Annotated in this window: 9 protein-coding genes and 3 tRNA genes; 8 read left to right on the top strand and 4 right to left on the bottom strand. The window is 69.9% G+C overall.

Annotation, left to right across the window (positions count from 1 at the left end):
* The first annotated feature begins 238 nt into the window (after nucleotides 1–238).
* The 4 genes from OG214_RS26920 to OG214_RS26935 all read left to right on the top strand — a co-directional run bounded on the left by OG214_RS26920 (nucleotide 239) and on the right by OG214_RS26935 (nucleotide 6,819).
* A complete protein-coding gene (locus OG214_RS26920; protein WP_405986195.1) occupies nucleotides 239–1,558 on the top strand; it encodes a deoxyguanosinetriphosphate triphosphohydrolase in 1,320 nt (439 codons plus the stop codon).
* Nucleotides 1,559–1,835: 277 nt separating this feature from the next.
* On the top strand, nucleotides 1,836–3,170 hold the full coding sequence (locus tag OG214_RS26925) for an FAD-dependent oxidoreductase (protein ID WP_363080382.1): 1,335 nt from the start codon (nucleotides 1,836–1,838) through the stop codon (nucleotides 3,168–3,170).
* 194 nt (nucleotides 3,171–3,364) lie between these two features.
* Nucleotides 3,365–5,323, top strand: coding sequence for a DNA primase (gene dnaG, locus OG214_RS26930; RefSeq protein ID WP_382860353.1), 1,959 nt, complete (start codon nucleotides 3,365–3,367; stop codon nucleotides 5,321–5,323).
* Between the two features lie 344 nt (nucleotides 5,324–5,667).
* Nucleotides 5,668–6,819, top strand: a complete 1,152-nt coding sequence (locus tag OG214_RS26935; RefSeq protein WP_405986196.1) for an RNA polymerase sigma factor — start codon at nucleotides 5,668–5,670, stop codon at nucleotides 6,817–6,819.
* A 178-nt stretch (nucleotides 6,820–6,997) separates the two neighbouring features.
* On the opposite strand, the gene OG214_RS26940 is transcribed toward OG214_RS26935, so the two are convergent.
* The 4 genes from OG214_RS26940 to OG214_RS26955 form a co-directional block, all read right to left on the bottom strand.
* On the bottom strand, nucleotides 6,998–8,926 hold the full coding sequence (locus OG214_RS26940; RefSeq protein ID WP_405986197.1) for an ABC transporter ATP-binding protein: 1,929 nt from the start codon (nucleotides 8,924–8,926) through the stop codon (nucleotides 6,998–7,000).
* Nucleotides 8,926–10,659, bottom strand: coding sequence for an ABC transporter ATP-binding protein (locus tag OG214_RS26945; protein WP_405986198.1), 1,734 nt, complete (start codon nucleotides 10,657–10,659; stop codon nucleotides 8,926–8,928). The genes OG214_RS26940 and OG214_RS26945 overlap by 1 nt, the downstream gene beginning before the upstream one ends.
* Nucleotides 10,660–11,156: 497 nt before the next feature.
* Nucleotides 11,157–12,602 carry an FGGY family carbohydrate kinase gene (locus OG214_RS26950; protein ID WP_363081681.1) on the bottom strand — a complete coding sequence of 482 codons (1,446 nt, stop codon included), beginning with the start codon at nucleotides 12,600–12,602 and terminating at the stop codon, nucleotides 11,157–11,159.
* 69 nt (nucleotides 12,603–12,671) lie between these two features.
* Complete coding sequence (locus OG214_RS26955; protein ID WP_363081680.1) at nucleotides 12,672–12,980, bottom strand: YtxH domain-containing protein; 309 nt, start codon at nucleotides 12,978–12,980, stop codon at nucleotides 12,672–12,674.
* 208 nt (nucleotides 12,981–13,188) lie between these two features.
* Between OG214_RS26955 and OG214_RS26960 the strand changes: the two genes are divergently transcribed.
* The 4 genes from OG214_RS26960 (at nucleotide 13,189) to OG214_RS26975 (ending at nucleotide 15,906) form a co-directional block, all read left to right on the top strand.
* Nucleotides 13,189–13,261: transfer RNA gene (locus OG214_RS26960), tRNA-Asn, on the top strand.
* A gap of 5 nt (nucleotides 13,262–13,266) precedes the next feature.
* Nucleotides 13,267–13,339, top strand: a tRNA-Asn gene (locus OG214_RS26965).
* A gap of 180 nt (nucleotides 13,340–13,519) precedes the next feature.
* Nucleotides 13,520–13,596 (top strand) — tRNA-Ile (locus OG214_RS26970).
* A 597-nt stretch (nucleotides 13,597–14,193) separates the two neighbouring features.
* A complete protein-coding gene (locus OG214_RS26975; RefSeq protein WP_363081679.1) occupies nucleotides 14,194–15,906 on the top strand; it encodes a DUF262 domain-containing protein in 1,713 nt (570 codons plus the stop codon).
* Nucleotides 15,907–15,919 lie beyond the last annotated feature (13 nt).

The raw sequence follows: 15,919 nt of genomic DNA on the forward strand, positions 1-15,919 counted from the left end.
GGAAAACCTCCGTCTCCACCGCGCGACGGCCCGGCGATCAGGGCCCCGTCATGATCGGCACACCCACGCGCCTCCCACCCACGCGCCTCTCTCACTCGCCTCCCCCCACTTCCCCCCCACTCGCCTCCCTCCGACCGTGTCTCCGCAGCGGCTGACCGGGTCTCCATGGCGGCCCCGGGACACCCACCCGCCGTTCCGCGGACCCCCGTACGCCACCCGTTCCGGTTACCTTCGGTGCATGACAGGCATTACGGGCACCACCCCGCCGCACTTCGCCCCGCCGACGGGTGACTACGACGACGCGGCCACCGAGCGCTGGGCCCCGGAGCCCGACAAGCGGCCGGGCCGCACCGCGTTCCAGCGCGACCGCGCGCGTGTGCTGCACTCGGCCGCGCTGCGCCGTCTGGCGGGAAAGACCCAGGTGGTGACCCCCGGCTCGCGCAGCCAGGAGTGGGACGCCAGCCCCCGTACCCGTCTGACCCACTCCCTGGAGTGCGCCCAGGTGGGCCGCGAACTGGGCGCGGCGCTCGGCTGCGATCCCGATCTCGTCGAGGCGGCCTGTCTCGCGCATGACATGGGACACCCGCCGTTCGGCCACAACGGCGAACAGGCGCTCAACGACTTCGCCTCGGACTGTGGCGGCTTCGAGGGCAATGCCCAGTCGCTCCGGCTGCTGACCCGTATCGAACCGAAACGGTTCGTCCGGTTCACGGAGACGGCCGAGCCGGTCAGTGTCGGTCTCAATCTGACGCGCGCCACCCTGGACGCCGCCACCAAATACCCCTGGCCGCGCGGGGCCCACCCCACCCGGCCGGACTCGCTGAAGTTCGGGGTGTACGAGGACGACCTGCCCGTCTTCGCCTGGGCCCGCGAGGGTGCGCCGGCGGACCGTACCTGCTTCGAGGCGCAGGTCATGGACTGGTCGGACGACGTGGCGTACTCGGTCCATGACTTCGAGGACGGCCTGCACGCCGGCCATGTCGTGCCCGCCGCGCTCCGCTCCGGGGACGAGCGGCGCGGGATCTGGGCGGTGGCGATCGGCCGCTATGTGCCACGGGACACCGATTCCCGTGAACTGTCCGACGCGCTCGACCGGCTCATGGCGCAGGAGTGGTGGCCGCGCGGCTACGACGGCTCCGCCGTGGCGCAGTCCCGTCTCAAGGACGCCACCAGTCAGCTCATCGGCCGGTTCTGTCTGGCCGCCGAGGCCGCCACCCGCGAGGCGTACGGTGCGGGACCGCTCACCCGGTACGCCGCCGAACTGGTCGTCCCGCACAGCGCCCGGCTGGAGTGCGCGGTCCTCAAGGCCGTCGCCGATCGCTATGTCATGCGGCGCGCCGAACAGGAGGCGCTCCGCGCCGACCAGCGGATCGTGCTGGCGGAGCTGGCCGAGGCGCTCACGGCCCGCGCGCCGGAGGGGCTCGATCCGCAGTTCCGCGCGCTGTTTGACGCGGCCGCCGACGACCGGTCGCGCAAGCGCGTCCTCGTCGACCAGATCGCCTCCTTCACCGACGCGGCGGCGCGCTCCCTGCACGCGGAGCTGACCGGCCGCGCCTGACCGGCCGCGCCTGACGGGCGAGCCCTGGGCACCCCCGTCCCCCCGTCCCACCTGCCCCCCGTCCCACCTGCTCTGTCCCTTCCACCCGCCCCCCACGAGCGGGCCGGTCGTGGACCAGCGACATGCGCCCCCTCATGCCTCACCGCTCCAGGTCCGCGCCTGTACGAAAGTAGCCGGATCACAGCAGTGATACACGCCCGTGGAGCGCTCCCCCTTTCGCCATCACGCTCCGTGCGGGACGCTCGCAGATGGCGGCAGCGCGAAGAGGAGGCATCAAGTGGTCGACGCACATCAGACTTTTGTCATCGTCGGCGGTGGGCTGGCCGGGGCGAAAGCCGCGGAAACCCTTCGTTCGGAGGGTTTCACCGGCCGGGTGATCCTTATCGGTGACGAGCGCGACCACCCGTATGAACGTCCGCCCCTCTCCAAGGGTTATCTGACCGGCAAAGAGGCACGGGACAGCGTCTTCGTGCACGAGCGCGCCTGGTACGCCCAGGCCGAGGTCGAGCTCCATCTCGGCCAGACCGTCACCTCCGTCGACCGCGATCTGCGGTGTGTGCATCTCGGTGACGGCACCTCCGTGCGGTACGACAAACTGCTGCTGGCCACCGGTGCCGAACCGCGCCGCCTCGACATCCCCGGTACCGATCTGGCCGGCGTCCACCATCTGCGCCGGCTCGCCCACGCGGACCGGCTGCGCCAGACGCTCGCCGCCCTCGGCCGGGACAACGGCCATCTCGTGATCGCGGGCGCGGGCTGGATCGGTCTGGAGGTCGCGTCGGCCGCCCGTGGCTACGGCGCCGAGGTCACCGTCGTCGAGTCCGCGCCGACCCCTCTCCACCATGTCATCGGCCCCGAGCTGGGCCAGCTCTTCACCGAGCTGCACCAGGAGCACGGCGTACGGTTCCACTTCGGCGCCCGGCTCACCGAGATCACCGGCCAGGACGGCATGGTCCTGTCGGCGCGTACGGACGACGGCGAGGAGCACCCGGCCCACGATGTGCTCGCCGCGATCGGCGCCGCCCCGCGTACGGTCCTGGCCGAGGCCGCCGGTCTCGATCTCGCCGACCGCGCCCAGGGCGGCGGTATCGCCGTGGACAGCGCGCTGCGCACCTCCGACCCGGACATCTACGCGGCCGGTGACGTGGCCGCCTTCCCGCTGGCCTTTCCGCCCGCCTTTCCGCCCGACTTCCCGTCCTCCGGCCCGGGTGCCGGTCCTTCCGCCACCCGGGTACGGGTGGAGCACTGGGCCAACGCCCTCAACGGAGGCCCGGCCGCCGCCCGCGCCATGCTCGGTCAGGACATCACCTACGACCGCGTTCCGTATTTCTTCTCCGACCAGTACGACCTGGGTCTGGAGTACTCGGGATGGGCGCCGCCCGGTTCGTACGACCAGGTGGTCGTACGCGGCGACGCCGGAAAGAGGGAGTTCGTCGCCTTCTGGCTGAAGGACCGCAAGGTGCTCGCCGGGATGAACGTCAACGTCTGGGACGTCACCGAGGACATCCAGCGTCTGATCCGTTCCGGTGAGCGGCTCGACCCCGACGCCCTCGCCGACCCGGGCGTCCCGCTCGGCTCCCTGGGCACCACTCCCGGGAGCCGGCACGGCTGAGAACAGCGACCGGTCGCCGTCCGCGGGCGGCCGACGGCGACCGCCCCACGAGTCCACGACCGCCCACCCGCAACCGTCCGCGACCGCCCACCCCCGACCGTCCGCGGCCGTCCACCCGCAACCGTCCGCGGGCGGCCACCCGCGGCTGTCCACAGCCGACGAGCACCGTCCGCCGGCCCCCGTAGTATTCACGCGTGGCAGGCAGGATCAACGATGACGACGTGAAGGCGGTGCGGGACGCCGTCCCGATCGACGCCGTCGTGTCCGAATACCTCCAGCTACGCAGCGCGGGCGGCGGAAATCTCAAGGGGCTCTGTCCCTTCCACGACGAGAAGTCCCCCTCCTTCCAGGTCAGTCCGAGCAAGGGTCTCTTCCACTGCTTCGGCTGCCAGGAGGGCGGGGACACCATCGCCTTCGTGATGAAGATCGACCATCTCTCCTTCTCCGAGACGGTCGAGCGGCTCGCCGCCCAGGCGGGCATCACCCTCCGGTACGAGGAGGGCGGCTACAACCCGGCGAGCCAGCGCGGCGAGCGCACCCGGCTGGTCGAGGCGCACCGGATCGCCGCCCGGTTCTACGCCGAGCAGCTCGGCGGCGCCGAGGCCGAGACCGGCCGCGCGTTTCTCGCCGAGCGCGGGTTCGACCAGGCGGCGGCGGAGCATTTCGGCGTCGGCTACAGCCCGGCGGGCTGGGACCATCTCACCCGCTATCTGCGCGGTCAGGGCTTCACCGACAAGGAGCTGCTGCTCTCCGGTCTCTCCCAGGACGGCCGCCGTGGCCCGATCGACCGGTTCCGCGGCCGGCTGATGTGGCCCATCCGCGACATCTCGGGCGAAGTGGTCGGCTTCGGTGCGCGCAAGCTGCGCGAGGACGACAACGGTCCGAAGTATCTGAACACCCCCGAGACCGCGATCTACAAGAAGTCCCAGGTGCTCTACGGCGTGGACCTGGCCAAGAAGGAGATCGCCAAGTCCAGCCGGGCGGTCGTGGTCGAGGGCTACACCGATGTGATGGCCTGTCATCTCGCGGGGGTCACCACCGCCATCGCCACCTGCGGTACGGCCTTCGGCGGCGACCACATCAAGATCCTCCGGCGGTTGCTGATGGACAACGGCAGCGCCCGGGTGATCTTCACCTTCGACGGGGACGCGGCGGGCCAGAAGGCCGCGCTGCGCGCCTTCGAGGACGACCAGAAGTTCGCCGCAGAGACATATATCGCCATCGCCCCGGACAATATGGACCCGTGCGAGCTGCGGCTCGCCAAGGGCGACGAGGCCGTACAGGACCTGGTCGAACCGCGCACACCGCTCTTCGAGTTCGCGATCCGCCAGATCGTCTCGCGCTACGACCTGGAGACCCCGGCGGGCCGCGCGGCGGCGCTCGACGAGGCCGCGCCGATCGTCGCCCGGATCAAGAACGGCGCCTCGCAGCACGAGGTCGCCGTCCAGCTCGCGGGCATCCTCGGCATCCTGGACACCCAGTTCGTCGTCAAACGCGTCGCCCAGGTGGCGCGCTGGGCACGCGACCGCGGCGGCAAGGGCCCGGCCGCGCCGCCCGGCTCCCGCGCCGCCGGCCGGCCGTACGAGAACCAGCCGTACGAGGGCGGGCCCCGGCAGGGCGCGGGCGGACCCGGCCCGTCCGGTTCCGGTCCCGGTCTCTCAGGACCGGCGCTCAATCTCCGCAGCCCCGCCCACCGCACCGAGCGCGAGCTGCTGAAGCTCGCCCTCCAGCGGCCCGAGCTGGTCTCCCCGGCCTTCGACGCCTATGGCGAGGACGAGTTCACCGCCCCGCCGTACGCCGCCGTACGCCGTGCCATAGCGGAGGCGGGCGGCGCCGAGCAGGGCCTGCGCTCGGCACCCGAGTATCTGGCCCGGGTCCGCGAGGCCGCGCCGAACGACTCGGTGCGCGCCATGGTCACCGAGCTGGCCGTGGAGGTGTTCCACGGCAAGACGATCGACGAGACCTACGCGGGGGAGCAGCTCGTCCAGGTACGGCTGCGCGCCGTGGACCGCCGGGTCCGCGATGTCACCGGCACACTGACCCGGCTCGGCACCCACGCCGCGCCGGACCATCTCGCCGCCGTGCAGAACGAACTGTGGGTGCTCCAGCAGTACGGCCAGTCCCTCCGCAACCGCGGCGCCGACGCGCTCTAGGCCCTGTCCCGGACAGGCCCCAGTTCCTCGTGCCACCGCGCGTAGAGGCCCCCTCCCCGACCCCTGGGTAACGGCACGGTTACGTACGGGACGCAGAAAGTCGCCGCACGCCCCTCGTGACAGTCATGTGTCGTACCCCACACTGGGTTGCGGTGCCTGAGTTCTTCGGAGCGCGGCCGGCCTGCCGACGGTGGGCGCCTCACCCCCCGCGGATCCGCTCATCGTGTACGGGACGGAGCACGGCCCCGCCACCTCCGTCCCGCTGCCGTACGCCCCCGAACCGGCAGCGATCACCCTGGAGGTCGCCCCCCGTGCAGAACCGGACCCCGACTTCGACCCTGACCGTGCCCCCAAGTGTGCCTCCCGGCGAGTTCGCGGCGGCGGTGCCGTCCCAGAGCCGCGCCGTCCACCACCCGGAGACGGTGCCGGCGGCCATGTCGGCCGCCGCACCGACAGCCGCGCCGGCCCTGGCTCCGGAGCCCCTGGCCCTGCCTCTGGCTCCGGAGCCCCTGATCGAGGACCTCGTGGAGGTGCCCTTCGTGCCCGAGCCCCCGGCACGCCGGGGCGGCCGTGCCGACACGGGCGGGCCCTCCTCCGATCTCTTCCGCCAGTATCTGCGGGAGATCGGCCGTGTCCCGCTGCTCACCGCCGTCGAGGAGGTGGACCTCGCCCGCCGTGTCGAGGCCGGCCTCTTCGCCGAGGAGAAGCTGAGCCGTTCCACCGATCTGGACTCCCGGCTCGCGCTGGACCTCGACCGGCTGGTCGTGCTCGGCCGGATGGCCAAACGGCGGCTGATCGAGGCGAATCTGCGGCTCGTCGTCTCCGTGGCCAAGCGCTATGTCGGCCGCGGACTGACCATGCTCGATCTCGTCCAGGAGGGAAATCTCGGCCTGATCAGGGCGGTCGAGAAATTCGACTACGCCCGCGGCTACAAGTTCTCGACGTACGCGACCTGGTGGATCCGGCAGGCGATGTCCCGGGCGCTGGCCGACCAGGCCCGTACGATCCGGGTCCCGGTCCATGTGGTCGAGCTGATCAACCGCGTCGTACGGGTCCAGCGGCGACTGCTCCAGGAGCGCGGCTACGAGCCGACCGCCGAAGAGGTGGCCCAGCAGCTCGATCTGACCGCCGAGCGGGTCGGTGAGGTGCTGCGGCTCGCCCAGGAACCGGTCTCCCTGCACGCCCCGGTGGGCGAGGAGGACGATGTCGCGCTCGGCGATCTGATAGAGGACGGCGACGCAGCGTCCCCGGTCGAATCCGCGGCCTTCCTGCTGCTGCGCGAGCATCTGGAGGCGGTGCTCTCCACTCTCGGCGAGCGTGAACGCAAGGTGGTCCAGCTACGGTACGGACTGGCCGACGGCCGGCCCCGCACCCTGGAGGAGATCGGCAGGATCTTCGGTGTGACGCGCGAGCGAATACGCCAGATCGAGTCCAAGACCCTCGGCAAACTCCGCGACCACGCCTACGCCGACCAGCTCCGGGGATATCTCGACTGAGAGCGGCGCCGCGCCCGTACACCCGAAGGCGATACGGACGCGGCGCCGCCGGCCCGATACGAGGCGCTCCCGGCCCGAAACGCGGCGCGGCCCCCCCCGAAACGCGGACCGCGCCGCCGATCCCAGCCGCCCGATCTCACACGGCTGTTCTGAGCCGCCCGTCCTGAGCCGCCCGTCCTCAGTCGACCTCCACCACCGCCTGCGCGAACTGTGCCGCGTACAGCCGCGCGTACGCGCCCTCCGCCGCCAGCAGCTCCTCGTGCGTGCCCTGTTCGACGATCGCGCCGCTCTCCATCACCAGAATTACATCCGCGTCCCGGATCGTGGAGAGCCGGTGTGCGATCACAAAGCTCGTACGGCCGTGCGCCAGCCGCGCCATCGCCTTCTGGATCAGCACCTCGGTACGGGTGTCCACCGAGCTGGTCGCCTCGTCGAGCACCAGGATCACCGGGTCGGAGAGGAACGCCCGCGCGATGGTGATCAGCTGCTTCTCACCGGCGCTGACCCCGGAGCCCTCGTCGTCGATGACGGTGTCGTAGCCGTCGGGGAGCGTACGGACGAAACGGTCGGCGTGGGCCGCGCGCGCCGCCTCCTCGATCTCCTCCCGGGTGACCTCGCGCGACGCGCCGTACGCGATGTTCTCCGCGATCGTGCCGCCGAAGAGCCAGGTGTCCTGGAGGACCATGCCTATCTTGGCGCGCAGTTCGGCCCGGGACATCCGGGAGATGTCGAGCCCGTCCAGGGAGATCAGGCCGCCGGTCACCTCGTAGAACCGCATCAGCAGATTCACCAGCGTGGTCTTGCCCGCGCCCGTCGGACCGACGATCGCGACCGTCTGCCCCGGCTCCACCGAGAGCGACAGATCCTCGATCAGCGGCTTCTCCGGCTCGTACCGGAACGAGAGATGCTCGATCGCCACCTGCCCCCGCGACTTGCGCAGCCGCTCCACGGACGGGGCGTCGGGCTCCTGCTCCACCGCGTCCAGCAGCTCGAAGATCCGCTCGGCCGAGGCGACCCCGGACTGGAGCAGATTGGCCATCGACGCGACCTGAGTCAACGGCATCGAGAACTGCCGCGAGTACTGGATGAACGCCTGCACATCGCCGATCGACAAGGTGCCCGAGGCCACCCGCAGTCCGCCGACGACCGCGATCAGTACGTAGTTGATGTTGGAGATGAAGAGCATCAGCGGCTGCATGATCCCGCTGTTGAACTGTGCTTTGAAGCCCGCCTCGTAGAGCTGGTCGTTCTGCTCGCGGAACAGCTCGGCCGACTCGTGTGCCCGCCCGAAGACCTTCACCAGCGAGTGCCCGGTGTACATCTCCTCGATATGCGCGTTCAGCGTGCCGGTGACCTTCCACTGCTGGACGAACTGCGGCTGCGACCTCTTGCCGACCTTCGCCGCGACGAACACCGACAGCGGTACCGTCACCAGCGCGACCAGCGCCAGCAGCGGCGAGATCCAGAACATCATCCCCAGCACACCGACGATCGTCAGCAGCGAGTTGATGAGCTGGCCCATCGACTGCTGCAAGGTCTGCGAGATGTTGTCGACGTCGTTGGTGACCCGGCTGAGCACCTCGCCGCGCGGCTGCTTGTCGAAGTACGACAGCGGCAGCCGAGACAGCTTCGCCTGGACGTCCTCACGCATCCGGTAAACGGTGTTGTTGATGACCCGGATCGAGAGCCGGGTGGAGACCAGCATCAGCAGTCCGGCGGCCACATAGATCACCAGCACCACCAGCAGCACCTCGCCCACCGCGCCGAAGTCGACGCCCTGGCCCGGGGTGAAGTCCACCCCGGAGAGCAGATCGGCGAGCCCGTCGTCCCCCTTGGCCCGCAGTCCCTCGATCGTCTGCGCCTTGGAGGCGCCCTCGGAGGTCTGCCGGCCGACGACCCCCGCGAAGATCAGATCCGTGGCCCGGCCGAGGATCTTCGGTCCGATCACCGACAGCGCCACGCTCAGCACGCCGGCCGCGAGCATCCACCACAGGGTGGTCCGCTCCACGGCGAGCAGCCGCAGCAGCCGCTTGCCCGATTCCTTGAAGTGCGTGGACCGCTGGGCCGGTCCCGCCGCCATCATCATGCGTCCACCAGGACCGCTCATCAGGCAGCCTCCGCCTCGGTAAGCTGGGAGAGCACGATCTCCCGGTATGTCTCGTTCTGTGCCATCAACTCGTGATGGCGGCCCTCCCCGACGACCCGGCCCTCGTCCAGGACCACGATCCGGTCGGCGTCACGGATCGTGGAGACCCGCTGGGCGACGATCACGACGGTCGCCTCCGAGGTCTCCCGCGCCAGCGCCGCGCGCAGCGCCGCGTCCGTGGCGTAGTCCAGCGCGGAGAACGAGTCGTCGAAGAGATAGATCTCCGGCCGCTGCACCAGCGTCCGCGCGATCGCGAGCCGCTGCCGCTGGCCGCCGGAGACATTCGTACCGCCCTGTGCGATGGCCGCGTTCAGCCCGCCTTCCAGAGCGGCGACGAACTCCCTCGCCTGCGCCACCTCCAGCGCGTGCCACAAGTCCTCGTCGGTCGCGTCGGGATTGCCGTACCGCAGATTCGTCGCGACCGTCCCGGAGAAGAGATACGGCTTCTGCGGTACGAGGCTCACGGCCTTCGCCAGCAGCGCCGGTTCGAGCCGCTGTACGTCCTCGCCGTCGACGAGCACCGCCCCGTCCGTCGCGTCGAACAGCCGCGGTACGAGCCCGAGCAGCGTCGATTTGCCGCTGCCGGTCGAGCCGATGACCGCGGTCGTCTCACCGGGCCTGGCGACCAGGGACACATCACGCAGCACGGGCTCCTCGGCCCCGGGGAAGCGGAACTCCGCGCCCCGGATCTCCAGATGCCCGTGTCTGCGCAGCGCCGTCACCGGGTTCTCCGGCGGTACGACACTCGACCTGGTGTCCAGCACCTCTTCGATGCGCTCGGCGCACACCTCGGCGCGCGGCACCATCATGAACATGAAGGTGGCCATCATCACCGCCATCACGATCTGCATCAGATACGCGAGGAACGCGGTCAGCGCGCCGATCTCCATACCGCCGCTGTCGATGCGGTGCGCGCCGAACCAGACGACGGCGATCGACGACAGGTTCACCACCGTCATCACGGTCGGGAACATCAGCGCCATCAGCCGGCCCGTGGAGAGCGCGACATCGGTCAGCTCGGTGTTGGCCTCCTTGAAGCGGTCCTTCTCGTAGTCGTCCCGTACGAAGGCCCTGATCACGCGGTTGCCGGTGATCTGCTCGCGCAGCACCCGGTTCACGGTGTCGAGCCGCGTCTGCATCGTGCGGAAGAGCGGCCGCATCTTCCTGACGATGAGGCTGACCGAGATACCGAGCAGCGGCACGACGGCGAGCAGCACCCCGGAGAGCGGGATGTCCTGGCCGAGCGCCATGATGATGCCGCCGACGCACATGATGGGCGCGGACACCATCAGCGTGAACGACATCAGGACCAGCATCTGTATCTGCTGGACGTCGTTGGTGGTCCGGGTGATCAGCGAGGGGGCGCCGAAGTGACCCACCTCACGCGCGGAGAAGCTCTGCACCCGATCGAAGACGGCGGCCCGTACGTCCCGGCCGAGGGCCGAGGCGGTCCGCGCGCCGTAGTACACGGCACCGATGTTGCAGATGACCTGGACCACACTGGCGGCGATCATGATGCCGCCGAACTTCAGGATGTAGCCCGAATCCCCCTTCACCACACCGTTGTCGATGATGTCGGCGTTGAGGGTGGGCAGATAGAGGCTGGCGCACGTCTGCAGGAGCTGGAGTGCCACCAGCAAGGCTATGGGTCTCTTGTACGGGGCGAGATGGGCTCGCAGAAGTCGAAGCAGCACGCGGAGTCTCTCGGGTTCGGCGGCGGGGCGGGGTCCGCAAGATCGGGGGTCAGACCCCATCTTGCGGTACGTCCCCCACGGAGCCCCACGGGTTTATGTCCAAGGGCGAGTCAAGAACGGGTCGGCGCGCGGGCCCGTGCGCCGACCCGCGCAGGGGCCCGCCAGAGCCGCCACGGGAGGGCCGGGGCCGGGGGGCCCAGGGTCGATCCCGGAACGCGGCGTACGGGCCCGCGGACGCCCGGAGACGCCCGGACCAGGGCGGTCCGGGAGCGGGCCGTACGGCACGACGGCGGCCGGCACGACAGCGGTCCGCGCGACGGCGGCCGGCACGACAGCGGTCCGTACGACGGTCAGGGCCCGAGGGCGGCCGTACACGAACACGACGGCGGCCGGCACGACGATCAAGGAGCGTCGGCGGTCCGCGCGACGGTCAGGTCCGCGGACACCATCGCCGGGGGAGCCCACCGTGTCCCGCCCGCGCGGCGGGGGTCCGCCGCTCAGATCGCGTGGCCGAACGCCCCCGGGTGGATCTGCTCGCGCGTCGCCCGGTACTGCTGCCGTACCGCCGTGCCGACGGCCGCGTCCTCGCCCGGTTCGAAGATCTGCGCCGCCGCGCCCTGCCAGGCCGGCGGGTTGTGCGGGCCGAGCGACCCGCGCGAGACCCCGAGCGCCCACGCCGCCTGCCGCGCCGCGCCGCGCGCCGCGTAGTCCGCGGGCTGCGGTACGACGACCTGCGCCCCGAAGACCGCCGGGGCGAGGGCCTGTACGGCGGGCAGCTCGGCGGCGGCGCCCAGCAGGAACACCCGGCGCACCTCCACCCCGCGCCCGCGCAGCACGTCCATCGCGTCCGCGAGCGAGCAGAGCATCCCCTCGAACGCGGCCCGCGCGAGATGCTCCGGCTTCATCGACTCGCGCCGCAGTCCGGTCAGCGTGCCCGCCGTGTGCGGGAGCTGAGGGGTCCGCTCGCCCTCCAGATACGGCAGGAACACCAGGCCGGAGGAGCCCGGTGTGGACTTGAGCGCCAGCGTGGACAGCTCCGCCAGATCCTCGGTCCCCAGCAGCTCGGCCGTACCGCGCAGGGCCCTGACGGCGTTCAGCGTGTGGACCACGGGCAGATGCATCCCGGTCGCGTCCGCGAAGGAGGTGATCATTCCGGCCGGATCGGCGAGCGCCTCGTGGTGCACGGCCATCACCGAGCCCGACGCTCCCAGCGACACCACGGCGTCCCCGACGGCCACCCCGAGCCCGAAGGCGGCGGCCATGGTCTCGCCGGTGCCCGCGGAGATCAGCAGCCCCTCGGGAGTGGTCCCCGCGGCGTCGGCGGGACCGAGCACCTCGGGCAGCGCGGCCTGGTGCCCGAGCGCTAGCTCCACGAGATCGGGCCGGTACGAGCCCGTACGCGCGGACCAGTAGCCGGTCGCCGACGCGGCGCCCCGGTCGGTGGTCCTGCGGGCCGGCCGGCCGAGGAGCTGCCAGACCAGCCAGTCGTGCGGCTGGAGCACCAGCGCGGTGCGCTGCGCCGCCTCCGGCTCGTTCCGCGCCATCCAGCGCAGCTTGGCCACCAGCTGGCTGGACTGCGGTACGGATCCGACCGCCTCGGCCCAGGCCTGCCGCCCGCCCAGCGCGTCGACCAGATCCGCGGCGGCGACCTGCGCCCGCTTGTCGTTGCCGAGCAGCGCGGGCCGTACGAGATTGCCCTGCTGGTCCAGCGCCACCATGCCGTGCTGCTGGGCCGAGACGCCTATGGCCTGGACGCCCTCCAGCAGACCGCCGGACGCGGCCTCGCCGAGGGAGAGCAGCCAGGCCTGCGGGTCGACCTCGGTGGCTTTCGGATCGACCGGATGCGGCGCGTAACCCTGCCGCAGCACGGCACCCGTGTCCGCGTCACAGACGAGGACACGTGTGAATCCGGACGAACTGTCCAACCCGGCGACTATTCCCATGACACCCGATTCTGCCGCACGCGCGGCGCGGCGGGGGCGGCCGGGACGGACGAGGGTGTATAGGACCGGTCAGGTGTTGCTGGTGCCCCAGTCGTCCTGGCCGTTCTGGCTCCGCTCCCGCAGCGAGCGCACCCGGTGGGCGACGGAGTCGGGCACCCGGTCCCCCACCACGGCGCTGACCGAGTGGTACGCCTTGCCCGCGACCTCACGGCCGGTCTGGGCGGCCGACTCGGCGGCGTTGCGCACGGCCGGGTTCTGGGACACCTCGCGCACCGACTTCTTGAGCTGCTCGTAACGCTCGCGTCCGGCGCGCGTGCCGAGCACATATCCGCAAGCCAGTCCCGCGATGAACGTGAGGCGGTACCGCATGGCTGCCACCCTTCCCTGATGTCCCGGTCCCCGGTGTCGGCGGCGGACCGTCGGTCTCTGCCCTCCGCCTACCCCGTGGGGGCCCGGGATCACCCGGCGTGACCCGGGTCGATAGCGATTGGCGGAACACCCCCCTGCTTGCGCTAATGTATGTGTCGCGGCGAGCGCGCGCCGCCCGGGAGGCCCCGGGCAGGTACGTTCGGTGCACACGCAGCAATCCCCTGTAGCTCAATTGGCAGAGCAGCCGGCTGTTAACCGGCAGGTTACTGGTTCGAGTCCAGTCGGGGGAGCGCGGTCCCCTGTAGCTCAATTGGCAGAGCATTCGGCTGTTAACCGGAGGGTTGCTGGTTCGAGTCCAGCCGGGGGAGCAGAAGAGCGAGAAGGACCCCTCGGGGTCCTTTTTCGTCTGTTCTACGCCATTCCTGGAACCGGGCGGCGTGCGGCGAAGTCCTCAAGGTCAGGGCGATGCCGACCATCCGAGGCAGGAGATCGTATGAGCGGCTATGCTGCGGCAGACGGCGCGCACAAATGTGCGCGACGCGCCGTTAGGGGCGGTAGCTCAGCCGGTTAGAGCAGCGGACTCATAATCCGTCGGCCGTGGGTTCGAGTCCCACCCGCCCCACCAGGCGTCGGCGTGCAGGAACGTTCTGACCTGCACATTAACCGACGCACTCGGAGATTCCCCGGACCTGGCGGCCCTGCGTGTCACGGTTTCATGATCGTGAGGACGCGATTGGGGACACGGGTTCCCTCAAATCGGGACATTCTTCATCGCGTTGTGAGACCGCGCGAAATAGCCGTCTACGCTGCGTTCGTCGGCTTCTCGATCGCGGATCGTCCTGGAATCTGTGGGAAGCGATCCGGCACGGGTGGGCGGCAGCGATGGTTGGGTCTGCCCGGCCCAGCCCACTAACTGCCCGAACTGAAAACGGCCCGACACCACGCTCCTGGCCAGGTAGGGGTGCCCCTGCACCGCGCCACCAGCACCGCGGCCAGCCGCGAAGGTCCGGACCCTGTCGGGCGCGTCTTCACCGGGGGAAGTACACCCTCGCTGTGCCGCTGCCTGTCGGCCGCTGGCGTTCAGTTGTCCATGACCGCAGTGGGGGCAGCCCGGACGCGTCCTCACGCCATACTGCGGGTAGCGGCTCCCAAAGTGCCGAGGCGGCCGTGATGTCAGAGGGGTCTCGTAGACTGGCCGCACGCTGACAGAAGGGGGTTCCGTATGGCGGTCGTTGCTGGTCAGAGGAACAAGGCACAAGACCCGGACTCCAACGTGCCCCGGCTGGTAACCGTGGTGGACCGGGTGCTGGAGGGCGATGTCGTACTGCCGAAGTTTCAGCGGAACTTCGTGTGGACCCGGCAGCAGATCCTGGACCTGCTCGACTCCGTGTCGCGCAACTATCCCATCGGCAGCGTCCTGCTTTGGCAGAGCACCGAGCAGTTGGCCAGCGAGCGCACCGTTGGCGGCCTCGCTGTCGGAGAGCAACGGCACGGGTATCCAGTGAACTACATCCTGGATGGCCAGCAACGCTTGGCCACAGTCTGTGGTGCCCTCCACTGGGAGCCTCGCGACGACCCCGAAAGTCTCTGGAACATCGTCTACGACCTGGAGCAACAGGAGTTCCGACACGAGACGACGCTCGACGAGCCGCCGGCTCATGTGATGCCGCTACGCCTGCTGTCCGACGGGTTCGAGTACGCCGACCGCGCTGCTAAGGCCGGGTCTGAAGAGCTTCAGGAGCGTGCCAAGGCCCTTTACAACCGCTTCTCGAACTACCAGATCGCTGTCATCACGCTGCGAGGCATGCCATCCTCCGAAGTCGCCAAGGTCTTCGAGCGAATCAACAGCACGGCGACGCCACTTACGGTCGTCGACCTCATGCGCGCGGCGACCTGGAGTCCAGAGTTCGACCTGAAGGACGAGATCGACGCTCTCCTTGGTGTGCTCGACCAGAAGCGTTACGGCCGGGTCGACACCAAGACGATGCTTCGCACGATCTCGGCCGCGGCCGGATTCGGCTTCTCCCGCGAGGACATGAACCGGATGCGGGACCTGTCGCGTCAGGAGCTGGAATGCGCTGTGGAGTCGGCAGGCGCCGCCGCCAAACTCGCTGTCGATTTCCTGACCACACAGATTCGCACCCCTCGGGCCAACGCCCTGCCTTACTACAACCAGTTCGCGGTCTTGGTGGAGACCTTCAGGCAGTTGCCCAAGCCCTCGGCTGCCCAGTTCGATGCCATCGAGCGGTGGTTCTGGCTGACCGCCAGTGGCGAGTACTTCAAGGGGTGGAACTCTCGGCAGATGGCCGATGACCGCGAGGCGGTGGGTGCCTTCGCTCAAGGCGAGAGTGCCGACATCGAGGTCGGCGCAGGTCTCCCCCGGAGCGTCCTGTGGCGGCGTAGCCAGTTCCGCACCACCAACGCGCCATCGAAGCTGCTCGGTCTCTTGCTTGCGGAGGCGCACCCCGTGGACCTGCGCCATGGCCGGCGCATTGACACGGACAAGGCATTGTCGTGGCAGAACGACAAGGAGTTCCACCACTTCTTTCCGCGAGCGTTCTTGAAGAGGCAAGGACTGGGCCAGAACCGGGCCAACGTCTGCGCCAACCTGATCATGCTCAGCTCGGTGACCAATATCTACATCAGCGATCAGCCGCCGTCGGTGTACCTCAAGGATCTCTGCGAGACGCAGGGGAGGGCCACGATTCGAGCGCGTCTCGCTACCTGCCTCGTCGATGACACGGCCTTCGAGGCCGCCCTGCGGGACGACTACGAGGGATTCCAACAAGCCCGTTCCGAGACGCTGCATCAACGGCTCATGCAGCTCATCGGCACGTCGGCGGAAGGAGTCGGGGAGTACGTGGCAGTGCCCGACGAGGCCGAGAGCATCGGGGACAGCGCCGAGGAGCCGGTTGACCGGGACTCTGCGGACTGAGCGGGTGCCGTAG

The sequence above is a fragment of the Streptomyces sp. NBC_00872 genome, assembly GCF_045161915.1.
In the GTDB taxonomy this organism is placed as follows: Bacteria; Actinomycetota; Actinomycetes; order Streptomycetales; family Streptomycetaceae; genus Streptomyces.